Source organism: Arcobacter sp. ISO1 (genome assembly GCF_058105185.1).
Genome location: NZ_CM176573.1, coordinates 1,048,802 through 1,074,258, shown reverse-complemented (window position 1 = coordinate 1,074,258; position 25,457 = coordinate 1,048,802). Strand labels below are relative to the sequence as shown.

The 25,457-nt window shown below is 28.6% G+C and carries 25 protein-coding genes; 13 read left to right on the top strand and 12 right to left on the bottom strand.

The window, feature by feature from the left end; translation table 11 throughout:
- Nucleotides 1-8: 8 nt before the first annotated feature.
- Nucleotides 9-1,595, bottom strand: coding sequence for a quinohemoprotein amine dehydrogenase subunit alpha (peaA, locus tag AC2TY9_RS05340; protein WP_489779900.1), 1,587 nt, complete (start codon nt 1,593-1,595; stop codon nt 9-11).
- 278 nt (nt 1,596-1,873) lie between these two features.
- On the opposite strand from peaA, the gene AC2TY9_RS05335 reads away from it, so the two are divergent.
- Nucleotides 1,874-2,548, top strand: coding sequence for a TorF family putative porin (locus AC2TY9_RS05335; protein WP_489779899.1), 675 nt, complete (start codon nt 1,874-1,876; stop codon nt 2,546-2,548).
- Nucleotides 2,549-2,561: 13 nt separating this feature from the next.
- Nucleotides 2,562-3,395, top strand: coding sequence for a helix-turn-helix domain-containing protein (locus AC2TY9_RS05330; RefSeq protein WP_489779898.1), 834 nt, complete (start codon nt 2,562-2,564; stop codon nt 3,393-3,395).
- A 36-nt stretch (nt 3,396-3,431) separates the two neighbouring features.
- Here the strand turns inward: AC2TY9_RS05330 and AC2TY9_RS05325 are convergent, their stop codons facing one another.
- From AC2TY9_RS05325 to serB, 3 genes are all read right to left on the bottom strand, one after another.
- Nucleotides 3,432-4,784, bottom strand: coding sequence for a class II 3-deoxy-7-phosphoheptulonate synthase (locus AC2TY9_RS05325; RefSeq protein ID WP_489779897.1), 1,353 nt, complete (start codon nt 4,782-4,784; stop codon nt 3,432-3,434).
- Between the two features lie 93 nt (nt 4,785-4,877).
- Nucleotides 4,878-5,873 carry a transaldolase gene (locus tag AC2TY9_RS05320; RefSeq protein WP_489779896.1) on the bottom strand — a complete coding sequence of 332 codons (996 nt, stop codon included), beginning with the start codon at nt 5,871-5,873 and terminating at the stop codon, nt 4,878-4,880.
- 10 nt (nt 5,874-5,883) lie between these two features.
- Nucleotides 5,884-6,504, bottom strand: a complete 621-nt coding sequence (gene serB / locus AC2TY9_RS05315; RefSeq protein ID WP_489779895.1) for a phosphoserine phosphatase SerB — start codon at nt 6,502-6,504, stop codon at nt 5,884-5,886.
- Nucleotides 6,505-6,571: 67 nt separating this feature from the next.
- On the opposite strand from serB, the gene ruvX reads away from it, so the two are divergent.
- The 7 genes from ruvX (at nt 6,572) to nhaA (ending at nt 14,494) form a co-directional block, all read left to right on the top strand.
- A complete protein-coding gene (gene ruvX, locus AC2TY9_RS05310) occupies nt 6,572-6,955 on the top strand; it encodes a Holliday junction resolvase RuvX (protein WP_489779894.1) in 384 nt (127 codons plus the stop codon).
- Nucleotides 6,942-7,658 carry a response regulator transcription factor gene (locus AC2TY9_RS05305; protein WP_489779893.1) on the top strand — a complete coding sequence of 239 codons (717 nt, stop codon included), beginning with the start codon at nt 6,942-6,944 and terminating at the stop codon, nt 7,656-7,658. Before ruvX ends, AC2TY9_RS05305 begins: the two co-directional genes overlap by 14 nt.
- Nucleotides 7,658-8,800, top strand: a complete 1,143-nt coding sequence (locus AC2TY9_RS05300) for a PAS domain-containing sensor histidine kinase (RefSeq protein WP_489779892.1) — start codon at nt 7,658-7,660, stop codon at nt 8,798-8,800. Before AC2TY9_RS05305 ends, AC2TY9_RS05300 begins: the two co-directional genes overlap by 1 nt.
- A gap of 109 nt (nt 8,801-8,909) precedes the next feature.
- A complete protein-coding gene (locus AC2TY9_RS05295; RefSeq protein ID WP_489779891.1) occupies nt 8,910-10,295 on the top strand; it encodes a hypothetical protein in 1,386 nt (461 codons plus the stop codon).
- Nucleotides 10,296-10,306: 11 nt separating this feature from the next.
- Nucleotides 10,307-11,476 (top strand): MBL fold metallo-hydrolase, encoded by a 1,170-nt coding sequence (locus AC2TY9_RS05290; RefSeq protein ID WP_489779890.1) that lies wholly within the window; start codon nt 10,307-10,309, stop codon nt 11,474-11,476.
- Between the two features lie 31 nt (nt 11,477-11,507).
- On the top strand, nt 11,508-13,286 hold the full coding sequence (locus AC2TY9_RS05285) for a CobW family GTP-binding protein (RefSeq protein WP_489779889.1): 1,779 nt from the start codon (nt 11,508-11,510) through the stop codon (nt 13,284-13,286).
- Nucleotides 13,287-13,300: 14 nt separating this feature from the next.
- A complete protein-coding gene (gene nhaA, locus AC2TY9_RS05280; RefSeq protein WP_489779888.1) occupies nt 13,301-14,494 on the top strand; it encodes a Na+/H+ antiporter NhaA in 1,194 nt (397 codons plus the stop codon).
- A 47-nt stretch (nt 14,495-14,541) separates the two neighbouring features.
- Here the strand turns inward: nhaA and acpS are convergent, their stop codons facing one another.
- Nucleotides 14,542-14,895, bottom strand: a complete 354-nt coding sequence (gene acpS, locus AC2TY9_RS05275) for a holo-ACP synthase (protein WP_489779887.1) — start codon at nt 14,893-14,895, stop codon at nt 14,542-14,544.
- Nucleotides 14,896-14,926: 31 nt separating this feature from the next.
- Here acpS and AC2TY9_RS05270 point away from each other — a divergent pair, with 31 nt between their 5' ends.
- Nucleotides 14,927-15,886, top strand: coding sequence for an ABC transporter permease (locus tag AC2TY9_RS05270; RefSeq protein ID WP_489779886.1), 960 nt, complete (start codon nt 14,927-14,929; stop codon nt 15,884-15,886).
- 20 nt (nt 15,887-15,906) lie between these two features.
- Nucleotides 15,907-16,725, top strand: a complete 819-nt coding sequence (panC, locus tag AC2TY9_RS05265; protein ID WP_489779885.1) for a pantoate--beta-alanine ligase — start codon at nt 15,907-15,909, stop codon at nt 16,723-16,725.
- Nucleotides 16,726-16,752: 27 nt separating this feature from the next.
- Here the strand turns inward: panC and AC2TY9_RS05260 are convergent, their stop codons facing one another.
- Entirely contained in the window at nt 16,753-17,136 is a 384-nt protein-coding gene (locus AC2TY9_RS05260) for a SpoIIAA family protein (RefSeq protein ID WP_489779884.1), read from the bottom strand.
- Between the two features lie 121 nt (nt 17,137-17,257).
- Between AC2TY9_RS05260 and rimO the strand changes: the two genes are divergently transcribed.
- Both rimO and tilS read left to right on the top strand, forming a co-directional pair.
- On the top strand, nt 17,258-18,610 hold the full coding sequence (gene rimO / locus AC2TY9_RS05255) for a 30S ribosomal protein S12 methylthiotransferase RimO (protein WP_489779883.1): 1,353 nt from the start codon (nt 17,258-17,260) through the stop codon (nt 18,608-18,610).
- A gap of 1 nt (nt 18,611) precedes the next feature.
- Nucleotides 18,612-19,586, top strand: coding sequence for a tRNA lysidine(34) synthetase TilS (tilS, locus tag AC2TY9_RS05250; RefSeq protein ID WP_489779882.1), 975 nt, complete (start codon nt 18,612-18,614; stop codon nt 19,584-19,586).
- Here the strand turns inward: tilS and AC2TY9_RS05245 are convergent.
- From AC2TY9_RS05245 to AC2TY9_RS05220, 6 genes are all read right to left on the bottom strand, one after another.
- On the bottom strand, nt 19,575-19,844 hold the full coding sequence (locus tag AC2TY9_RS05245) for a hypothetical protein (protein WP_489779881.1): 270 nt from the start codon (nt 19,842-19,844) through the stop codon (nt 19,575-19,577). The genes tilS and AC2TY9_RS05245 overlap by 12 nt on opposite strands.
- Nucleotides 19,820-20,176 carry a flagellar export chaperone FliS gene (fliS, locus tag AC2TY9_RS05240; protein WP_489779880.1) on the bottom strand — a complete coding sequence of 119 codons (357 nt, stop codon included), beginning with the start codon at nt 20,174-20,176 and terminating at the stop codon, nt 19,820-19,822. The genes AC2TY9_RS05245 and fliS overlap by 25 nt, the downstream gene beginning before the upstream one ends.
- A 120-nt stretch (nt 20,177-20,296) precedes the next feature.
- Nucleotides 20,297-21,979, bottom strand: a complete 1,683-nt coding sequence (gene fliD, locus AC2TY9_RS05235; RefSeq protein WP_489779879.1) for a flagellar filament capping protein FliD — start codon at nt 21,977-21,979, stop codon at nt 20,297-20,299.
- A 10-nt stretch (nt 21,980-21,989) separates the two neighbouring features.
- The gene (locus AC2TY9_RS05230) at nt 21,990-24,272 is read right to left on the bottom strand and encodes a FlgK family flagellar hook-associated protein (protein WP_489779878.1); all 2,283 of its coding nucleotides are present in this window, start codon (nt 24,270-24,272) and stop codon (nt 21,990-21,992) included.
- A 65-nt stretch (nt 24,273-24,337) separates the two neighbouring features.
- Nucleotides 24,338-25,036 (bottom strand): flagellar basal body L-ring protein FlgH, encoded by a 699-nt coding sequence (locus AC2TY9_RS05225; RefSeq protein ID WP_489779877.1) that lies wholly within the window; start codon nt 25,034-25,036, stop codon nt 24,338-24,340.
- Nucleotides 25,026-25,454, bottom strand: a complete 429-nt coding sequence (locus AC2TY9_RS05220; protein WP_489779876.1) for a hypothetical protein — start codon at nt 25,452-25,454, stop codon at nt 25,026-25,028. The genes AC2TY9_RS05225 and AC2TY9_RS05220 overlap by 11 nt, the downstream gene beginning before the upstream one ends.
- Nucleotides 25,455-25,457: the final 3 nt, after the last annotated feature.

The following is a 25,457-nucleotide window of genomic DNA, read 5'->3' as shown; positions in this document are numbered from 1 at the left end:
TTAATCTCCTAATTAATTGGAGGGTTTACCCACTTTTGCACAGTAACAATCATATGAGAATCAGCTTCTAATGTATTTGCACCATCTTTGTATGTAGCAATTACTTTTAAGTTTCCTGCATTATTTGTTCCAAATCTTCTTTTTGGATTTGGTCCTGCAAATGATGGAATAAATCTCCCACTAAATGAATCCATAGTTCCAGTAAACTTAACATCTTTATCTTCTTTTGCTCTTTCATCAAAAGGAGCAACACTCCATTTTGCATCTACTTTTCCTAAAGATATATCATCTGCTGTCCCAATTTTTCCATCTTTTCCTGCTAAATAACCCACTGCTTCAAAAATTGAATGTTGTTTTGGCATAGCTCCACCACCATCACCAACTCTTGCAATTGCATAACTTGGGAAAACTTTTAAAGAATCAATTTTTTTGTAAACAGTTAATTTATCTTCAAAATTTGTAGAACCAATTTTTATATCAATTTGTTTTGATTTATAATCTGAACTAGCTGTAACATCTAATACAAGTTTATTTGAAGATTTTTCAACTATTTTATTTAGTTTTAATCCCTTTGATAAACTAATAGATTTATCTAGATTATTACCAGAAACAGTAATTAGTTTAGTCTCACCAGCTTTAACTGATATAGGACTAAGACCTAAAATAGCTGTTTTTGTATCACTAGTTTTAACTGCATTTATAGAAGAAAATTCTTCTGGGTGAATTGTTTGAAACATACTTCCAGATAATTCTAATGTTTTAGGATTAACTGCAAATACTTGCTTGTAAGAAACTCCATCTATATCTAAACTTGATCTTATTTCATATCCACTATAAACTAAGGCTTCTCCAGTTGAAGTAAAAGTTCTTCCATCTATAAATGTTCCATTTAAAGTTACTTCAAATTTGTCTTTTGAAATCTCTTTTAAGTTCATTTTAGCTGTAAAATCTCCATCTCCAAGTTTATGACCAAATAAAATCCATTCACCTTTAATGTCTACTTTTTCTAAAATAAATTCTTTATCAATACCATATTTTTTAGTTAAATATGGAACCATTTTTGATTTTGCAATTTCAAACCAGTCTCTATCCCTTGATAATGCTTGATATTCAAGTGTTGGGAATTTACCTAAATGAAAATTTACTAAGTTATACCATTCATCACTACTTCTTCTTTGTAAGCCTATTCTTGCACTAGTATGACATCTTGCACACATTTCAGCTAATAATGGATCATCAATACTTTCTTGGTAATTAGGAATATTTTCCAGTACATATCTATATGGTTTACTCTCTTCATAAGTTAAACCTTGAGTATCCGATAAATATTTAATCACACTTTTTTCTTCTTCTTTTGTCAAAGAAAGACCATTATGCATTTGCATTCTTGCAAGTGTCATATACCAACCCTCAACAGTTTTTCTTTGTTCAGAAATTCTGCTTAAGCCATCTTTTGTATTTCCTGTATGACAGGCTACACATTTTGTATCAAGAATATTTTTTGCTTCTGTATAATCAGTTGCATACAAACTTGATGCAGTTAAAAGTAAACCTGCAGAGAACTTTAACGCTAAATTTAAATAAGTGCTTTTCAAATTAACTCCTTTTTTAATCATGTAAATCAAATGATTTGTGAGATTATAAAAGGAAAAAAACTTCAAGTATAGAAAAAAAACGACATTTTTGTATAAATAATATACAAATAACTGTAAATAAATTGTTTAAGTATTAAATTTGAAGAAAAACGACACTTTTATGTCACTTTATGATTTTTGATATATTTTCTGACTTTTTTTTACACACAGCCTATCTTTTAAATATTTATGGGGATGCTAAACTAATAGAGTTTTAAAATTTCAAAATAAGGAAAACAATGAAAAAAATCAAGTCTTTAGTATTAAGTTCTACACTTGCAATAAGTTCTTTAACATGTGCAAATGCAAATGAAGTAGATGTTTTTACAAGTATTACAGCAACAAACAACTATATCTCTAGAGGTATGACCCAATCAAACGATAAAGGTGCAATATTTGGTGAAGTTACAGCAGTGTATGAAGGTTTTTTTGGTGGAATTTGGGCCTCAAATGTAGAGTTTGAAGGTGCTGATGCTGATTCTGAAGTAGATTTATATATGGGATATGGGACAAACTTTGGAGATTTAGAAACAACTATTTCTTATACAAGGTTTCTTTATCCAAATTCAAAAGATATTCCATATTTAGACGAAGCTGCTTTAGAGCTAGTATATCCGATTGATAAACTATCAATTGGAGGAAAATATGTTTGGGCAGTTTATGCTGAAAATGATGCAAACAAGTTTGATTACTATGAAGGATTTACATCATATGATTTTGATTTATTAACACTACATGGAAGTGCTGGATCAATGGAGGACATAGGAAATAACTTTATTCTTGGTGTAACAAAGGATTTTGCATTAGCAACTGGTTCATTATCTCTTGACTTATCTTATACAGAATTTAATTCAGATGTAAATGCTCAATCTGATGAAGAGAGTCTTTTCGCTACAATTACATATTCATTTTAATTTAGGAATGTAGATGTTTTCATCAAAAATGTTCCTTCCCCATGAAAAACTAAAAGACTGGATAAAGGTCTTTTGGTTTTTGGAAGGCAAAGGTCAAGGTAAAAATTTTTATACTAGAAATATATTACCTGATGGTTGTGCGACAATTTGTTTTGTATTAGATGGTTATATGGATTTAACTATATATAAAAATGGAGTTATTAAAAAAGGTATTTATATTATACCTCCTGTTGTAAATAGTCACATAGATACAATTAGTGATAATATTAATTTAATAGATGTTCAATTAAATCCATGTTTATTCTATAAACTTTTTAATATTCCAGCTAATCAACTAGAAAATAAGATTTATACCATTGATGAACTTTCTCTGGATTTCGATGAAACATTTTTAGAGAGACTATATACTTGCAAAAATAATAAAAATGTTGTTTATACTATGCTTAACAGTTTTTTTATTAATTTATTTGATAAGTTTAACTTTAAAAGTGACGAAATTGTTTTTTTTGTAAATGAATTATACAAAGATGGTAACCTTGAAAAGTTTTATAAAGAACAAAATTTATCAGTTAGACAGTTAGAACGAAAAGTAAAACAATATAGTGGATTGACTCCAAAAAACTTGAGTAGACTTGGTAGGTTTTACAGTGTTCTAGATTATATAAAATACAGACAATTTGATTTAGAGTTTAGTGAAATAGCTTTTGAATATAAGTTTTCAGATCAATCTCATTTTATTAGAGAATTTAAATCTTTTACAAATATTACCCCAAAAAAATTTATCAAAGATACAAACTCATCTTTACAATTCAAAGGTATATGTAATTTAACCAAAGTTATTAACTAAAAAAAAAGAAAAAAAAGGGGGGGCAGCCCCTTTTCCTTATTTTCTAGCTTCTTTTAATGTTTCTGCTATCATAAATGATAATTCTAATGCTTGATCTGCATTTAATCTTGGATCACATTGAGTATGATATCTACTAGCAAGTCCATCTGCTGTAATAGCTGAACTTTTACTTCCTGTACACTCTGTTACATTTTGTCCAGTCATTTCAAGGTGAATACCACCTGCAACTGTTCCTTCTGATTTATGGATTTGGAAGAACTGTTTTACTTCACTTAAAATATTATCAAAGTCTCTAGTTTTATAACCATTTGGTGCTTTTTCAACATTTCCATGCATAGGATCAGATGACCATACAACATTTTTACCCTCTTCTTTTACTCTTCTTAAAAGATTTGGGAATTTGTCAGCAATTTTATCATGACCCATTCTAACAATAAGATTTAATCTTCCTGCTTCATTTTCAGGGTTTAAAGCATCAATTAATTCAATTAATTCATCCTCTTGCATAGAAGGGCCAACTTTACATCCAATAGGATTATTTATACCTCTAAAATATTCTAAATGTGCTCCATCTAATTGTCTTGTTCTATCACCAATCCATAACATATGGGCAGAACAATCGTACCACTTACCACTTAATGAATCTTTTCTAGTAAGAGCCTCTTCATAATTTAATAATAAAGCTTCATGGGAAGTATAAAGTACTGTTTCGCTTAATTGAGCTGTGTTTTCACTAGTAATTCCACATGATTCCATAAATTTTAAAGTTTCAGAGATTTTCGCTGCCAATTGGTCATATTTTTCGCCAAGGGTATTATCTTTTACAAAATCTAAATTCCATGAATGAACTTGATGTAAATCTGCCATACCACCTCTTGCAAATGCTCTAAGCAAGTTTAGTGTTGAAGCACTTTGATTATAAGCTTTTAAAAGCCTTTTCGCCTTTGGTGTTCTATCTTTTTGGGTAAAATCTACATTATTGATAATATCACCTCTGTACGAAGGTAAGGCAATACCATTTATCTCTTCAAAATCAGCAGATCTTGGTTTTGCAAATTGTCCTGCAATTCTTCCTACTTTTACAACTGGTTTTCCCCCAGAAAAAGTTAAAACAACTGCCATTTGCATCATAACTTTAAATAGATCTTTTATATTGTTTGCATTAAAAGCATTAAATGATTCAGCGCAATCTCCACCTTGAAGTAAAAAAGCGTCACCTCTAACTACATCTGCAAGTTTTGATTTTAAAGTTTCAGCCTCTCCAGCAAAAATAAGTGGAGGATATGTTGCTAATTCTTTTTCAACTTTAGCAAGTTTCTCTAAATCTGTATATGTTGGTTGTTGTTTTATTGGAAAATCTCTCCAAGAGCTAGGATTCCAAGTATTCATAGCTTATCCTTATTTTTAAATAGTGATGATTTTATCTAAAATATTCTTAAGCTAAATAGTAAAAACCCAAAGCTTAACCTTGGGTTTCTTTAATTAGTTTTTTTGAAGTTTTTGTAATAGGTCTTTAAATGAGTCTTTAAATGACTCAAGTCCATCATTTAATAGTTTTTCATAAACAGCATCAATATCAATTTTACTTGATTTTATTGTTTTGAAAAATTCATCACAATCACTTTCTGTGATGATTTTACTAGGTTCTTTTAAACCATTTTCTAGCCATTCATCAATTGTTGATAGTGGAGCAGTATTAACAGAATTTGGATAAATTAAACTATCAACATAATAACTTCCTGGTAAGTCATCACCTTTTACACCTGTACTTGCAAATAAGGTTCTAATATTTTCATTGGCAATTTTCTCAACTTCATGATAACACTTAGCTGCATTTACAATTCCAAGTCTTCCTGTTTTTAAACCCTTTGCTCTAAATTCAGAATCACACATTCTATCAAATCTAGAAACAAATACAGAGATTACTGCTTTGATATCTTTATTTGATGCTTTAATCCCTTCGTCTAAGGCTTTTGCACACTCTTTTGCTTGTTCTGGTGAAAATATTAAAGTAGCATTTACATGAATACCAGCACTTGTTAATTCTCTCATAGCTTCATACCCAGCTTTAGTTGCTGGAACTTTAATCATTACATTTTCAGCGCCAATTTGAGAATTTAATCTCATACCTTCTTCAATAGTCCCTTTGGTATCATCGCATAAAGCAGGATCTACTTCAATTGAAATAAACCCATCATTTGTACTCTCTAAATAAAGGTCATTTAATAATTCTGCAGCTCTTTTAATATCTGTTATAGCAAGCTCTTCATAAATAACTTTTGGCTCATTTGCCTTTAACATCTCAAACTGTTGTCCATAGGCAACAGAATTTGTAATTGAAGATTCAAATATTGCAGGATTCGATGTTGCACCATGAATAACTTCATCTTTGATAAGAGTTTGAAATCTATTTTCTAAGAAATCTCTTTCTATAAAATCACACCATAATGAAAAATTTATATCCTCTTTTAAACTCATATTGTATCTCCTATATATGATCTAATATTTTTGTTAAATCTTTTTCATCAACAATAATATTAGCTTCTTTTTTTAAAATATCTTTTGCACAAAAAGCAACTCTTTTTGAAGCATATGGGAACATTGAAACATCATTTGCTCCATCACCCGCAACTAGTGTATTCTCTTTAGTAACACCAAGCATTGATTGAACTCTTTGAATCATATCACCTTTAGAAAAGCCAAACATCATATCTCCACCAACAAGACCAGTTAAAATACCATCTTTTTCATGTAAAATATTTGAAAAATCTGCATCTAAACCTAACTTTTCTTTAGCTGGTGAGGTTCCTATTCTAAAACCACCCGAGAAACAAACCACTTTATAATCTTGCTTTTTAAGTTCACTAATTAGTTCATAAGCACCTGGCATTAAAGGTAACTCTTTGCAGATCTCTACAGCTTTAGAATACTCTAAACCTTTTAGTAAAGATACCCTTTCTACTAAAGACTCAAAAAAGTCAAGTTCTCCAGCCATCGCTTTTTCAGTAATACTTGCGACTTTTTCTTCAAGACCTAAAGGCTTTGCTAAAAAATCAATAGTTTCACCATCCATAAGTGTTGAATCAAAATCAAAAACAGCTAATTTCATACTAAGTTTTCCTAGATTTATTTTTTTGAAGGTATAATAGTATCCAAACTTATCTAAAGGATACTATTTGAAGCTAGCTTCTATTGATATCGGACTTAAAAGAATAGGTGTTGCCATCAGTCTCACAGGTACAATTGTAACGCCCCAAAATGCTATTTTGAGAAAAAATAGAAACCAAGCTGCCAATGACGTAAATAGTTTTTTAAAAGAGTGGGAAATAGAAAAACTTATTGTTGGATTTCCTAGTGCAAGCCCTGATATGCAAAAAAGAATTACTCACTTTGTAAACCTACTTGAACTTGAAATTCCTTATGAGTTTCAAGAAGAAAATATGAGTTCTATTGAAGCGGAGGAAGTTATGAAAGGTGAGATAAAATATAAAAGAGATGGAAGGGTTGATTCTCTAGCAGCTAAAATTATTCTAGAAAGATTTTTAGATGGAAATAAATAATTTAAATTTATTAAAAGAAAAATGTTCAAATTTAAAGATACTTTATGTAGAAGACAATGAAAAGGTTAGGCAACAAACTAAAAAAGCATTAAGTATCTATTTCCCACATATTACACTTGCAATAAATGGTAAAGAGGGTTTAGAAAAAATCAAAAAAAATAATATAGATATTGTTTTTACAGATATAAATATGCCTAAAATGGACGGATTATCAATGATTAAAAATATAAGAAGTTTTGATAAAAATATTTATATTGTAGTTTTTTCTGCTTATGATAATAGTGAATATCTTTTAGAATGTATAGCCCATGGAGTTGATGGATATATCCTAAAACCTTTTAAATTTAATCAAATTCAAAATATAATAGAAAAAATCATAGATAAGATATACAATCTAACTCAACACAGCCATTCAATAAATTTAGCTGACAATTTTAAATGGAATTTAGAGACATTAACGTTACAAAAAAACTCTAAATATATAGAACTTACAAAAAATGAAATAACATTAATTAAGCTTTTAAGCTCTTCTAAACATGCTATTTTTTCAAGTGAAGAAATTGAATTAGAAGTATTTAATGATAACTATAATGACAATAAAAGAGTTAGAGGATTAATATCTAGACTCAATAAAAAAATAGGTAGTCGTATTATTAGATCAAAATATGCTCAAGGCTATGAACTAAATTTGGAAAAGAAATAATGAAAAATAATGAAAAATGGTTTGAACATATTTTTAATAATAGTGGCGTAGGGATTTTAATTGTTGATAAAAATAGAAAAATTCTAGAACTAAATCAAACTTTTTGCAATATGCTTGGATATAAATATGAAGAACTAATAAACCAACATGCAAAAATACTTCACACTTCAGATGAATCTTCTGAAAAATTTGGCGAAATAGCATTTGATACTGTATTAACAAGTAATTCTTTAGATTTAGAATATAAATTTAAACATAAAAATAATTATCCAATTTGGATAAAAATCACAGGCGATGTAATAAAAAATAATCAAGAAGTCTTATGGATTGCTACAAATATAAATAAAAAAGTTAAATTTCAAGAAGAACTTGCAAATTTAAACGATACTCTTAGTAATAAAATAGAAAATCAAGTAAAAATTTTAAGAGAAAAAGATAGACAACTTCAATACCAAGCAAGGCTTGCGCAAATGGGAGAGATTCTAAATATGATTTCCCATCAATGGAGACAACCACTAATGTCAATATCTGCAACCACAAGTTTTTTATATGGGAAGATATTAACTAATGAGTTTAATGAAAAAGAATTTCTTGAAGAATTGTACTTAATAGAAGAATCAGCACAACACTTATCAGATACAATAAATGATTTTAGAAATTTTTTCAAACTAGATAAACAAAAGAGTTTAACAAGTTTTGAAGATATTGTTGATAATACATTAAAAATCATAAAACCTATTTTATTAAACAACCACATAGAATTAGAAACCATATTTGAATCCCATGAAACAATTTATACTTTAGAAAATGAGATAAAACAAGTAGTTTTAAATATACTTAAAAATGCAGAAGATGCTTTTATAGAAAACAATAAAATCAATAGAAAAATAAAGATAAAAACATTTACAAAAGAAAATTTTAACTATTTGAAAATTAGTGATAATGCAGGAGGAATAAAACCTCATCTTATAGAAAAAATTTTTGATACATATTTTACAACTAAAGCTTCTACAAACGGAACAGGTCTTGGCCTTTGTATGTCAAGAACAATCATTGAAGATAATTGTAAAGGTTATTTAACAGTATGTAACAATGAGCAAAATGGGGCAACTTTTACGATAAAACTTCCAATTAAAGAATAGACATTTAATAGACAATTCAAACTATACTTTAAAACTCTATTTAGACATTTAGTAGACACTCTTTTTTTATAATTAGATTAGAAAAAAAGTTATATCAAAGGAGGATGTCATGCAAGATAAACTTTTTGTAGAAGAGAGAAAGCTTGAAAAAAGATGGGATGGTCCTTGGCCACTTATTCTTACTACTGCTTTTGTCTTATTTTTGTTTTACGCATCATGGTGGATATTCCAAGATCCTAGAGGACTTATGAGAATGTATACACCATATGTTGGATATATGTGGTGTAGATGGCTTCTAGTTATCATGATTTGGATTGCATATATTTTTGACTTTTGGCCATTTAACAGACAATGGTTAAGAAATACAAACCCTTTACTCAAAGGTATAATCTTTACAACCTTGACTGTTTTTATTTTTGCAATTGTATTGGAGTTTTTTTTCCAAACGATTTTAGGAGATTATGCTATTGCATATTTTAGTCCTGAAAAACTAGAAGAGTTAGGAATAGTTCCTTTTTACGCAGAAGAGTATTCTGCTCAAGCTATTTTAATGTTCGCAGCTATTGCCTCTTGGCTAAGTCCTGCATGGGTTGTAGCAGCGGAAAGTTCACCTTGGGAGAATTTAAAACAGCCAATTAAAGGTTTTACAATATTAATGTTTACTTTTCTTCTAAGTATGATTGTATATTTTGTAGCTTTTCATTCACATATGGCTATTTTATTTGACCCATGGCAATCATTTACTGCTATTGCACCACCTTGGTGGGAAGAGTTTGCAAATACAGTTCATGGGAATTTTAATATTGCTTGGATTATGTGTTGTACTGTTGTTGTTTGGATGTATGAAACAATTTGGGAAAGATATCCATTTTCTCTAATTAAAACTAATTGGATAAGAAGAGTCTCTTCATTTTTTGGAATTATACTAATTGCAATGGCATTAAGTTTCTTTCTTTACTTTGCACAAGAATTGATTTGGGGTGAAGCAATTAGAGGAACAAGAAGGATTATGTCTCCAGATTGGAGATGGTTACACGTTGGAGAAATGGCAATATTTTGGTTAGTGCCAGCTTTATATATTCATTTCTATATGCAAGATTGTGTTACAAAATATTCTAAACCAATTAATGTTTTACTTAGAAATATTATAACTATTGTAGCTGCGATTGCAATTTATTATGTTTATTATAAAACTTCGCATCTATTCTTAGGGACACAAAAAGGATTCTCACACCCACAACAATTTCCAATGATTCCAATGATTTGGCTAATTAATATTATGCTAATTAATCACTGGTTTATGGATAATTGGCCAGGATGGAGATTATCACCACAAACTGTTACAGAGTGTAGAAAAGTTGATAAAGATGAGATTAGAATTACCCCTAGATTTAATTTAGGATTAGTTGTTGGGACAGTCCTTGGTATTTCTACATATTTTGTTATTGTCTATCTCTTACCTACAATGGGTGATGCCCTAACTATATTTAAATAAAGGAGGATGAGATGAAAACAACTACTTCAAACAACGAATCAAGAAGAGACTTTATAAAAGGCTCAGCAACAGGTTTAGGACTTGGTGCACTTGCAGCAATGGGTTTATTCTCTTATTCTCCAATGAGAGAGATATTCTTTCCAGACTTGGAAAGAAAGATGACAGACTTTGGTGCTTTAAAAAGTGTAAAAGTAACCAATATAAGTGAAACAAGTTGGTTTGACAATGCAACTTTAATGGGAGATATTAAAGGTGCTGGTGGCTTACTTGTAAACCAATATGATTTTAATTGGCCTCCATTTGGTGATGGGACTGGATTAGCAAAAGGAAGTTATGAAAGAGGTATTAATAAAATCAAACACCTACTTCCAGAAAAATTAGATGAAGCTTGGGAAATTACAAAAGAGAATTCGATAAGTCCTGAAAATGCAGGTGGCTTTGCCGCATTAATTGATGTTGAAAGATTAGATGGTACTAGAAAAAAATATCTTCTTGATGTAGGTTGGGCATATAATTGGATGGATGAGTCATTCAAAAGAGAAGGTATTGATAAAATGTTAGAAAGTGGGGAGATTGATACTTTAATTATCTCACATGAGCATTTTGATCACTTTTGGGGATTCCCTGTTGCTATGAAATATAATCCAAATCTAAAAGTGATTATTCCTGAAGGATTTTATAAAGAAGGATTACAATACATAAAAGACTCAGGCCATAAAGGTGAGCTTATAGTTGCAAAAAATGGTCTTTATGAATTAGAACCTGGACTTGCGACTTATGTATTTGATGTTCCAATTATTTGTAGAGTATTTGGTGAACAATCTATTTATGCAAATATTCAAGATAAAGGTTTAGTAAGTATCACCGGATGTTGCCACCAAGGTATTATCAAATTTGCAAACACTGCATATAAAGAGCTTAAATATGATAAAGACCAAATGCATGGCATTTATGGAGGTTTACACATCTCTCCATTTGATGATTGGGATCCAAAATATGATGATTTAGTATTTGCCCTTAAAAAATGGAATTTTGAAAAAATTGGATGCAATCACTGCACAGGATTATTAACAGCAGAAAAATTTATTAAAGCAGGATATCCTATTGTAAAAGGAACTGCTCAATATAAATCAAAAAGTAAAGCTTATTTAGGAAATGGAGATGTTATTACTTTTGGATAAGTAATAACATCTAAATAAAAAGGAGTCTATTATGAAACTAAAAGATTTTTACCCTATAGATTTTGATGGTTCACAAACAGCTTTTAACTCACTCATTAGGACAATATTAATAAAAGCAAATTATGATCCCATATTAAAAAAGGTAACTGGTTATAAGGGTATGCATCAATATAATGACTCCCAAGAGTGTTGGACATTAAAATTTGAAAGTCAAAAAGGAGTGTATGGTTTCATCCAAACTCAAAATATTGAAAAAGAAGATAGTTTTGAAAGTACTTTTAATTTATACTATTTCCCATCTCCAAATGAAAAAGATTTGCAAAATTCATCATTAATTGAAGAATACCTTGTAAATAGTGAACAATTTATTGAAAAAGTGAAAGGTTTTCCATCATTTTTAGAGATTTTCTTAAATTTTAAAATTGCTAAAGTCAAAATAAATATTTTAAAAAATAAAAACAGTTTAAAAATCACATATAAAACTCTAAATAGAATTAAAACTTTTTTAAAAGATGGTATTGAGGATATTAATAATCTAACAAATGAAAAATATATCATCAGACCAAATGCTATGGATAAAAACTTTCCAGCTTTTAAATTTATCTTACCTTTTTTCAATTTTTTCAATACATTATTAACTAGAATTAGTAAAAAAGAGCCTATAAGTTTTGATATAAAAAAATCAAAAGTTGAGGCGGTTTACTATGATAAAGAAGGGATTCAAAGTAAAAACAATGATGTTTTATGCACTAAACTTGAATTTCATATTGTATATATGCAAGACTCCAAAAATAAAAAAGTTGAAAATAAATCCTTACTTTTTAAAGTTTTAACATCTGGTTCTTGGTTTAAGTACAATTTAGATTTAAAAAAGTATTTAAGTTCAAAAAATAAATCTTTGAAACCAAAACTTATAGTTGTAACTGGATTCTTAGGTTCAGGGAAAACAAACTTTTTACAAAACTTTATAGAATTTGAAAATCAAAATAGTAGATTTGTAGGGATAATTCAAAATGAAATAGGGAAAACTGGTCTTGATGGTAAACTTATAGATTATGATTATAATATGGTAGAAATAGATGAAGGGTGTGTATGCTGTTCTTTAACAGGACAATTAAGAACTGCAATCGCTACTCTTTTTGAAAAGAGAATTCCTGACACAGTTATTTTAGAAACAACTGGTGTTGCAAATCCTTTTAACCTTTTATCTGAAATAGATGAACTTAATGATTTAATAGAATTTGAGTCTATAATATCAATCGTGGATGCTAGAAGTTATGACAAACTTTTAAATTCTTATGCAGTTTTTAAAGATCAAATTAGAGCAGCTGATGTCATCTTACTAAATAAAATTGACTTAGTAGAAGAGATGGAAATAAAAGAAATTGAAAATAAACTACATACCCAAAATAGATGTGCAAATATTATAAAAACTATAAACTGTAGTATAAATCCCCTTGTTGTAACAAATAGTGCACAACTAAGTAATACAACAAATCATATTTCAAATGAGTTTAATGAAGAAACAACAAATTTTAGAACACACTTAGAAGATAATCTTTCAAGCATCAAACAAAATGTGAATAAAAAATTAGATAGAAAAAAGTTTGAAAAAAACTTAGAAAATATCCCTAAAAATATATTAAGAGTAAAAGGTATAGTTGAATTTGAAGATTCAAACTCACAATATGTAGTTCAATATGTAGATGATTTTTTTGAGATTAATGAAATTGAGGAAAATAAAAAAAGAGAAAATTTTTTAATTTATATAGGAGAGGAAATTCAAGAGATTAAAGAATTTATAGCATAAATAGAGAGGTAAAGATGAGAGCATTTATTTCTAAACATTTTGTAAAATATTTTAATAAAGAATTGTTCTCTGGTTTTTTACTAGTTTTTGTAATTTTACTTGCACTTCTTTTTAAGAACACATCTTTAGAGCCTATTTATAACGCTTTTTTAAATGCGAGACTTGTGATTGAATTAGACTCATTATTTTCAATTGATAAACCAATTGCTTTATGGGTAAATGATGGATTAATGTCTATATTTTTTCTTCTTATTGGACTTGAAATAAAAAAAGAATTACTAACTGGACATCTTTCATCTTTATCAAAAATTGCACTTCCTGCAATTGCAGCTTTGGGAGGAATGATTTTACCCGCAGCTTTATTTATATTTTTCAATTTTGGAGATAATGTAGCTTTAAAAGGTTGGGCAATACCAACAGTTACAGATATTGCATTTGTTTTAATAATCTTAACAATTTTAGGAAATAAAATTCCAACTTCACTAAAAATATTTTTAATGACTTTAGCTGTTTTTGATGATGTTGGTGCAATTTTGATTATTGCATTATTCTACAGCTCAGACTTGTATATTCCATCACTATTTTTTGCTTTTTTATCAATCCTTGTCTTAATTATATTTAACTATTTTCATATTAAAAAACTAGGTTTTTATTTAGTTGTTGGAATTTTTTTATGGTTTTTTATTTTAAACTCTGGGATTCATGCAACTCTTACAGGGATATTATTAGCTTTTACAGTACCCCTTAAAACAAAAACAAACTTAAATAAAAACTCTTCTCCTGCAAAAATATTAGAACACCATAGTAGATTTTGGGTAAATTACTATATCTTACCACTTTTTATTTTTGTAAATACTGGAATAGATTTAAGTGAATTGACTATTCAAAATTTAACAACAAATATTTCGCTTGGAATAATCTTTGGTCTTTTTGTAGGAAAGCAAGTTGGAGTTTTCCTATTCTCTTATGCTTCTGTAAAATTAAAAATATCAAAACTTCCAGATTCTTCAAATTGGCTACATATGTATGGAGCTTCAATTTTAACAGGAGTTGGTTTTACCATGTGTATTTTTGTTGATACTTTAGCTTTTGAGGATTACAATTATATTTTAGATTTTAATAAAGTTGCAATTTTAATTGGCTCAATTTTATCCGCTGTAATAGGTTTTTTAATTCTTAAAAATACAAAGCCTCATTTCAAATATTAATTTCAATGTCAAACATATTTGAAATTGAACTTTTACAAAACAACATATTAAATTTTTAATGTATTATGAACTACAGCAATTGCAAAATCTGCATCATGACTTATTGAAAGGTATGATTTTTTTATATTAAATTTTTTTCGGATTTCTTTTTTATATTTAATTTTTGGAGCACCATTTTTATCTTTTTTTATTTTTATATCATGAAAAGAGCACTCTTTTCCAATTCCTGTACCAATAGCTTTACTCGCTGCTTCCTTTGCTGCCCAAAATCCTGCAGCAGTTTCAGGTCGTTTAATTAGTTGTATCTCATCTTCATCTAAAAACCTTTGATATGCTTTTAAACCAAACTTTTCGTACATATTTTTTATTCTATTTACTGAAGTTACATCTATTCCAATCATTATTAACCTGTCTTTTTGTATAATCTACTTTATGAAATTATTTATTAGAAAAGTATTATACCTTATCATCATGTTATTTATTATTAGCCTTATTTCATTTGTGGCTATTAACCTTGCACCTAATTCATTTTTTGCAAGTGGGGAACTAAACCCTAATATAACAGAAGAATCAATTGCACAACTAAAAGCAATTTATGGTTTAGATAAACCTTTATATATTCAGTTTTTTTCGTGGGTTACAGCTATAGTCCAACTTGATTTTGGTATCTCCTTTGCAAGTGGAGAGATGGTTAAAAATGAGATTCTTGATAGAATTCCAATCACTTTAACTATAAATATAATTTCAATGTTTTTAATATTTGTTATATCTTTATATCTTGGTATAAAAGCAGCACTTAATAAAGATAGTAAATTAGATAGAGGTATTGGTCAATTATCACTTTTAAGTTTCTCAATGCCATCATTTTATCTTGCTTTACTTTTGGTTTTAATATTTGCCATAAACTTTGAGATTTTGCCAATTGCTGGGCTTCATTCTGTACCAGATGATGGTAGTTTAACTTATTATTTAGATTTTGCTTGGCATTTAATTTTACCAATTTCTATAATTGTATTTGGAGGAATTGGAAGTTTAATTTTATATATTAGGTCACTGACCATTGAAATATTAAAATCAGATTATATATTTTTTGCGAAATCTAGAGGATTAGATAATAAAAAGATTTTAAGATATTATATTTTACCGAATTTGTATCCTCCTGTTATCACCCTACTTGGACTTTCACTTCCAGGGATTATTGGTGGTTCAGTAATATTAGAATCCATTTTTTCAATTGATGGGATGGGATTACTTTTTTATCAAAGTGCTTTAAGCCATGACTATCCAGTTATTATGGGGATTTTGATAATTGGTGCATTTTTAACACTGCTTGGAAATATGCTAGCAGATTTAGTTTTACTAAAATTAAACCCAAATTATGATGGGAAATAAATTTATTTTGAGGAAAATAGTTGATTATAATTAAGACAGTTGAGCAACTGCAAGAGATTAGAAAAAATATAAATGGTTCTATTGGTTTTGTTCCAACAATGGGAGCACTCCATAATGGACATATCTCTTTAATAAAAAAAGCAAGAGAAGAAAATGAGATTGTAATAGTTTCTATTTTTGTAAACCCAACACAGTTTTTGCCAGGTGAAGATTTGGATGCATATCCTAAACGCACTGAAGCAGATAAAAAGATTTGTCAGATGTGTAAGGTGGATTATCTTTTTATGCCTGAAATATCTACAATGTATAGTACTGAAGAGGTTTTAATCAAAGCTCCAAATAAAAGCTTTATCCTAGAAGGCAAAAGTAGACCTGGTCATTTTGATGGTGTTTTACAAGTAGTTTTAAAACTATTTGGAATAGTTCAACCAACTAATGCTTACTTTGGGAAAAAAGATGCACAACAATTAAGTTTAATACAACAAATGGTGAAAAATCTATTTTTACCAATAAATATTGTTGCATGTGATATTGTTAGAGAACCAGATGGTTTGGCGCTTAGTTCTAGAAATGTTTATTTAGATGAAACCCAAAGAAAAGATGCTCTTTTAATTTCAAAATCTCTTTATAGCGGAGCTTCTTTGATAGCAAAAAATGAGTTTAATGTAAATATTATCAAAGATAGGATTTATGAAGTTATGGAAAAACTTGATGTTGAGTATGTAGCAGTAGTTGATAGAGAATTTAATGAGATAAAAACTATTCAAAGAGGTAATACTATAATCTTAGTTGTTGCAAGATTTGGCAATACTAGATTATTAGATAATATCTGGCTTTAAAGAAAACTCATAAAGAGTTTTCTTTATTCATTGATTTTTCAACCACTGTATAGCATCTTCTTCATTTTCAAAAAATTCAACCTCACCACTTATAAACCAAGAAGAAATTTTTGAGATATACTCTTGCCACTTTTTATTTCCATAAATTGCAATTTTTTCAAATTCACTACCGTGCTTTAAACCTAATTTAAAATCATCCCAAGCAGCTCTTAACTCCCAACCTTCTAATTGCGTAATATCTATCAAAGCTTTTATTTTTGCATCAGTTACACCAACTAATGCATTATCAATCATTGGATTGATTTTTTCATAATCTTCATGAGTTAATTTTCCTAACGCCTTTAAAAATAAAAAAAAATCATCATCTACTCTATTTATACCTATACTAAGGCCATGTTTATATGCTTTCATCATATCCTCCTTCTAAGTATCTCTTTAAGTAATTATATCTAAAGTACTAAATTTTTTATATAAACTTATACATTAAAAAAATATGATAAAATTGCAAAAAAATTAAGGCTATATTTTATTTATGAAATTTACAACAGAAAAACCAACAAAATCTTTGCATCTAGTAAGTTTAGGTTGTACTAAAAACCTAGTTGATTCAGAAATTATGTTAGGGAAGTTAAAAGATTACCAGATTATAGATAATGCTTCTATTGCAGATGTTATTATTGTAAATACTTGTGGATTTATTGATAGTGCAAAAGAGGAAAGTATCAATACAATTTTAAATCTTCATGATGAGAGAAAAGAGGAATCAGTTTTAGTTATGGCTGGTTGTTTAAGTGAAAGATATAAAGAGGAGCTTCAAAAAGAATTACCTGAAATTGATATTTTCACTGGAGTTGGTGATTATGACAAGATTGATACTTTAGTTAATGAAAAAAGATCAAGTTTTACAGATGAAGTTTTTTTATTAAATGAAGATAATGATAGAGTTATCACTGGTTCTTCTTACCATGCTTATGTAAAACTAAGTGAAGGGTGCAATCAAACATGCTCTTTTTGTGCAATTCCATCATTTAAGGGGAAATTACACTCAAGAACTTTAGAATCTTTGGTAAAAGAGGTTAAAAATCTTGTATCAAATGGTTATAGTGATTTCTCTTTTGTATCACAAGATTCATCATCTTTTTTAAGGGATTTAGGGATAAAAGATGGTTTAGAACAACTAATAGAAGAGGTTGAAAAAATTGATGGTGTTAAAACTGCAAGAATTTTATACCTTTATCCATCAACTACAACTTTATCTTTAATTGATAAAATTGCTGATTCTAAAAAGTTTGTAAACTATTTTGATATGCCTTTACAACACATAACACCTTCAATGCTTAAAATCATGAAAAGAGGAAAAGGGGTTGAGCAATTAAATGAACTAATGAATCATATGAAATCAAAGCCAAACTCTTTTGTTAGAACAACTTTTATTGCAGGACATCCTGGTGAAACACAAGAAGATTTTGAGGTTTTATGTAAATACTTAGAAGAGTTTAAATTTGATAGGGCAAATGTGTTTTCATATTCTGATGAAGAGGGAACATCAGCAGCTACTTTTGAGGGAAAAATACCACAAGAGCTTATTGATAGTAGAGCTGAAGCCTTAGGTGAAATTATTTCTAAAACAACTAAAGAATCTTTAGAAAATGATATTGGAAAAGAGTTTGAAGTTTATATTGATGGAGAAAGCCAAGAGCATGAGTATCTATTAAGTGCAAGAAAAACACTTTGGGCACCTGATATTGATGGAGAGATTTATATCAATGACAATGAACTTTTTAAACAAAGTGGAGAGCAAGAACAATTAAAATTTGGACAAAAATATACTGTAAAAGTTACAGAACTTGTTGGAGACAAATTACTAGCAACTGTAATTTCATAAAATGAATCTTCAAGTTCCAAAAATCAACACCAAAAAAAATCTACTAGCATTTAGTGGGGGTGTTGATTCTTCAGCTTTATTTTTTCTTCTAGTAGAAAACAATATCCCCTTTGATATTGCAATTGTTAATTATAATATTAGAGTTCAATCTAAAGATGAAGTTTTATATGCAAAAGAACTTGCAAAAAAATACAAAAAACAAATTTTTATAAAAGAAGTTACAGAAGATATTCCATCAAATTTTGAAAAAAAAGCTAGAGATTTAAGATATGCTTTTTTTGATGAAATTATTGAAAAAAAATCTTATGAAAGTTTAATTACAGCTCATCAATTAAATGATAAACTAGAATGGTTTTTAATGCAATTTTCTAAAGGAGCAGGACTAGTAGAACTTTTATCCTTTGAAGAGATTACTTTGCGAAAAAATTATCAAATAATAAAGCCGATGCTAGATATTTCAAGAAATGAGATTTTACATTTTTTAGAACAAAATAAAATAAAATATTTTATTGATGAAAGTAATGAAGATACTAAATATAAAAGAAACTATTTTAGAAAAAACTATTCAAATAAATTTTTAGATGAGTATAAAGATGGTATAAAAAAAAGTTTTGAATATCTTAAAAAAGATAAAAAATCACTATATAAAGAAGAACTAATTTTTCAGAAAAAAGAGCTTGAGATATTTAAAATTTCAAATGACTTTAATATAGATATAAGAACTATTGATAAAAGTTTAAAAAGAAGAGGTCTTTTACTTTCTAAAGCATCAAAAGATGAGATTTTAAAACAAAAAGAGTGTGTTATTTCCCATAAAATATCTATTGCAATAAATCAAAATTTTATTTATATATCTCCATATATAAAAGATGTAATGCCAAAAAAATTTAAAGAAAAATGTAGAATAAACCAAATTCCTAAGAATATAAGAGCTTATATCTTTAAAGAAAATTTGCTTGAAGATTTAGTTATTTAAGAACCTTTTCATTTTTCTATTTTCAACCATTGACTGTCTAACATCTTCTTTATAATTTTTCAAGAAGTCTATATTTTTATAGAAAAGTTCTGATAATTTAAGTAAATTATCATGTTCTAAATCAAAGTCAGTAATTTTTGCTTCAATTAAATATTTATTATTCCATCTAACTAGGGCTTGGGCCCTTTCTTCCGCATCTAGAGAATCAAGATAATTCAATTCATCTAGAGCTTTTAAAGACCAGTCTCTTCTTTCCATGCGTCAATCAAACCTTGAACAACTTTCATAACTTGATTGATAGAATTAACGTTATCATCAATACCTGCACTAAATAAAGTTTCAATTTGATAAAGATATAAACCATCAAGATAATATGCTACATCCCCACCATCAAAATCTAATACATTTCTAAGTTCATCAAAAATTGCAACAGATTTATTTATATATGTAAATTTAGACTCAACATCTCCATTTTCCATAGATGCTTTAACAAATGAAAGATACTTTAATAAACCTTCATAAAGTTTAAGTACCAATAAATAAGGGTCGTCAGATACTGCATTATGTTGTTGATAGGCTTCAATTCCCATATATTAACTCCAATTAATTCATTTGAGGTAAAGTATATTATATATTTACTTAAAGAAAGTTATGAAAAAAAAGCCAATACTACGAATGAGTATTGACTTTATAATTTTTTATTATTTATATCATTTTGCAGTAGATTGCTCAATCATAAGACTTAAGCCTGAGAATGAAGATTCCATTTGTGTTATTATTGCTGCATAAGAAGCAAATTGCTGAGCTAATAAAGAATATTTGCTTTCTAAAGCTTTTTCAGCTTTTTCTTTTTCCTCTTCTAATGTTTCTTGTCTTGCATTAAGTCTATCTTCATAAGTATAAAGTATTCCATCAAATCCATCTAAAGCATCAATATATTCTTTAAGTTCAGACCCTAAACCCATTATAGTTTGAGATTCACCATTTTCATCTTTTCCATAAGAATCAAAAAATAGGTTTTTTAAACTGTCATAATCATCTGCTATAACTTCATTTAATCTTTCAGTATCAACAGATAATGTACCTGATTTATCAAGGTCTAATCCTAGATTAAAAATATTAAGATCCCCATTTTCACCATAATTATTAAATATTTTATCTTTTATACTTTCCATCATAGTTCTTAATGAGTCAGTATCTTTCATTGGAGAATCAGCACTATAAAGTTCTTCATTTACCATGTCAACTAATTCATTATATTTATTTGCGAAATTTTGTAAGTAAGTTTCTACATATGTAGTATCTTCTTCAACAGAGATAGTTGAATAATCATTTGGGTCATTAGAATCATTTGCTTCAACAGCGGTAATCTTTAATCCTCCATCAACTGTAATTACATTTGAAGAAACATCATACTCCACACCATTTACCGTTGCATTCAAATTTTGAGCTTGAATAGTTTGTCCATTTTTACTTGACTCAAGGCCAAAACTAAAATCATCTTGAGTAACTGAAACTTCAGCTCCATCAACTCTACTAATAATAAGTTTGTCATTTTCATATGATACATTAAAAGTAGCACTTCCATCAATTTTAGTAGCTAAATCTCCATAGCTTTCTGTACTACCATCTAAAGTAAAAGTTTCTCCATCTATAACTATTGAGCCTGCACTAGGTATATCAGTTGATGTATAACTGTTTGCAGCTGTACTACTTACTCCAAAACCAAGACTTTGTGAAGTACTTTGAGAAATCATTAAAGCATTTGATTCACCTGAGTTTGCACTTTTAATAACAACTCTATATGAATCATCACTTACTTTTTCTAGTGATGCCGTAATATTTGCATTGAAATTAATCTCCGTAACTAACTCTTCATAAGTTTTATTAGTTGTATCAAAAGTATAACTTTCAGAAAATAATCCATCATCACCAGCAAGTGCAATTGTTAGTTCACCATCATTTATATCATTTTCAAGATTTGAACTATTAATTAATACAGATTGATAAACATCTCTTGTTGCTAATTGATCAACTTTAACAATTGTTGAACCTGTATTAAGAGAAGTTTCACTTGCTGCATCGAAAACTACAGATGTACCTGTTGTATTAGCTGACTTTAAATCAAAAACCGTAGTTCCTGAATTTGTAAATTGATAAAAAGGCTCAACTGCCTCTAAAAGTTCGTTTGCTTTTGCAGTGATAGCAGCTAATTTTAATGCTTCACCATCACTTGTTTCACCATCTTCAGTTGCAACTCTTGTAATAGCATCCAGTCTATTTTCAATAGGTTCAACTGTTGATTTTCTTTCTGCCTCTTTTAATTTATCAATTAAATCTTGATTTAGTGTTGAGGCTTGTCCACTTCCAAGTCCTAAAATACCATCAGCCATAATAAACCCCTTATCTTCTTATACCAAGTAAAGTTTGAAGCATCTCATCCACTACAGTAATAATTTTTGCATTTGCTGTATATGCTGCTTGAAATTGAATCAAATTTATCATCTCTTCATCACTATCTACTTTTGTTAACTGCTCATAACTAGATTCAAGTGATTGAACAACTGCTGTTTGTGTTTCCATTAAGAAGTCATTATTTTCTTTGTCAGTTGAAATATTTACTCTAACTTCTTGAAAAAATTCACTAAAAGATGTTTTTTCTTGTGTACTTCCATCTTGAGCAAAACCGTCAAAATCAATATCATCTTTCCACTGCATTGAACTTATATAATCTAAATCCTCTTGATCTAAATCATTTACCATCTCTTCATTAAATACTAAACTCTTTACAGTGCTTCCACTAAAAAGTCCTAAGTTTTCTACTGTTTCAGTTCCATTGTAAGAATCTGTTGAAGTATGCCCATATGTATAACTTCCATTATCTTCGACCACATATTTATTATAAATATCGCTTAATGCTGAAGCCAATGAATCCAATTTGTCCTTATAATCTATAATTTTATTGTTTGGTGATGTTGTAGTTAAGTTTTCCATTTGTGCTTTTATAATACCCGAACTTACATCAACCTCACTATCATAAACTGCTAAATATACTTTATTTTCTGCTTCAACACTTTGATAGTCATCTTTAAATATTGTATCATTTCCATCTGCTGCAGTGGTAATTGAAATTCTTCCTATAAAAGAACCATCTGTTCCATCTTGATTTGCTTCAATTACTAAAAACTCATCAGAAGAAGATAAATCAGTTTTATTCCCATTTTCATCAACTTGATAGTTACCATTATATGCAGTAACTTTTTCAGAAATAGAAGTGTTATGGTTTATCTCATATTTAAGTGCTCTAATAAAATTTGTATCATCTATTTGATCTGCAACTCCATCATTATCTAAATCAACTTGATTTCCATTTGCATCAAGTACATAATCTCCGAAAGTAACTGAGACTTCATTAGTATTATCAAATTTATAAGTTACAGTCGTGTCAACCTCAGATAAACCGGTGCCTACAGTTCTTTGTATATTTATACTATCACTTGATGCATCTAAAGCAAAGTTATTTATATTATTAACTACAGTGTACGTTCCATCACCGTTATCTGTAATATTTCCATTCGTTATTTCAGTATTGATATTTGTTGCAAGTGTACCATTGTCATTATTAATAGTGATAATGTCCCCCGCCACTAAATTAAAAGTGTCTCCATTTGATTGTGCAGTTACATCAAAAGTTAAAACACCCTCTTGAGTAATTTTAAATGGTTCAGTACCATTTATTCCAGCATCAATTAAAACTTTTCCATTGGCTTCATCATAATCAAGATCTATTGAAGACTCTCCAGTTGGAGTAAAAGTAATTCCTGAGTCAAGAATCATATTATTATCTGATGCTCCGGTTAAAACTAATTCTTGAATTTCAAATGTTCTTCCATTTGCAATACTATCAATAGCTTTTCCATTTGCATCTTCAGTTGCAAATCTATCAATTTGTGTAGTGTTATCTTCTACTAAATTTACTTCTCTAATATTTGTATTATATCTAACAGCTACTTCTCCACCAATTTTCAACTGATAATCGTCACTATCTCTTGACACATCTATATCAACTAAAGCAGACAATTCTTTTTCAAGCTGATCTCTTTTATCAAGTAAATCATTTGTAGAATTATTAGATAATCCCATTTGTTCATTTAATTCACCAATATCATTTAATATTGCATTTATCTCCTGAACATTATCTTCAAGTCTATTAAAAGTTATACTTTCTTGTTGCTCTATATTTTCATATAGATTTTGTAAAGAATCTACTAAATTATTACCTGTAGTTTTAAATGTTGTTTTATAAAGTTCAGAACTAGGAGTTGTTCTTAAATTTTCAACAGATTGAAAGAATCTATTTAAATCGTTTGAGAAACCTGAAGTATCAGTTTCTTTAAACATCTGTTCTACATTTCCAACTATAGATGATATCTCATCATAATAACTGTTTTTAGTGTTCTCTTTCATTATGTTATTAAACATATATTCTGAAGTGATTCTGTAAGCATCATCTGCTCTAACACCACTTCCAGTAAATCTAGAGTCTCCTAATGTTAATTCATTTAGTTGAACTACCCTTTTTTTATAGCCAGGAGTGTTTTCATTAGCTATGTTGTTTGATACATTTTCAACAGCTATTTTTGCTGCACTAAGCCCAGTTTGGGCTACATTTAAAGATTTAAGCATATTACCTCCTTGACTATTATGGGTATATTATTGCTTATTATTGCATTACAATTCTTAAAATTAGATTAAAAAGGGTAGAAGAAAAACTTCAAGATTTTCCATCCAAAAGGTATATGCATAACATCTTGCTCCTCACCTTCTTTCTCATATAGTATTTTTAAATTGGCAACTTGAGAAGAATCTACACTATTATCAGATGTAATATCATAAGGTCTTATAACACCCGTAATTGTAATTGATTGCTTTTGTCCATCTACTAATATCTCTTTAAAACCTTTTACAAAATAATTGCCATTTGCATATGTTTCTTCTATTATAACAGAAACAGTAGTAGAGAAATCTTCACTTAAACTTGTAGTTACATCACCTTTATTACTTGAAGAGGACTTTGATTCATAACCTAAGTTTGTAATTGGATTTATAAAATTAGCAACTTTTTCAGCAACTCCACCAGTTGTTCCTGCAGTTGCACTTAATCCAGTACTTGAAGCATTTCTATCTGAAGTAGTTTCCCTTGAATTACTAGTATTTGAAGATAAAGACTCATTTATATTAATTTGAAGGATATCACCAATTTGTAAATCTTTTTTATCTGCGAATAATGAGGGACCTTTAAGAGTATATAAAGAACCTTTGTTCCTTTTTACAACAGGAGCTGGTTTTGGAACTTGCATCTTAGGTTTTTTGAAATCTATCTTTGGTTCTTGGGCAACACAACCTAAAAAAAGAAAAGATGTTAAAAAAATCAGTATACTAGTTTTCATTATATTTGCTCTCAATAATATATTTTAAATCTAATGCTATTTTGATATCTTTTAAATCTTTTTTAATAAGTGCAGTTGTTCCGTATCTTACTTTTAATGCATCTAAATTTGTATCTGGGTCAACAACTATTAATGCCTTATTTGATATAAGTTTTACATCAATAACTTTTCTTTGACCTATTAAATCAACTGCAGTTTCAATTTCACGATATATAATTCGTTCAATTTTTCTACTTTTTTCTTCTTCTTTGTTCTTTTTAATTAATTGTAGCTGTTTTTGATTTTCTAATTCTTGCTGTCTAGCATATTCTTCACTCATGTGAAAATAGTAATATACAAACATAGCCACAACAGCAACTGCTGAAATAAGCTTAATGAGATTACGTTTTTTATTATTTCTTTTTACAGCTACAATCATGTT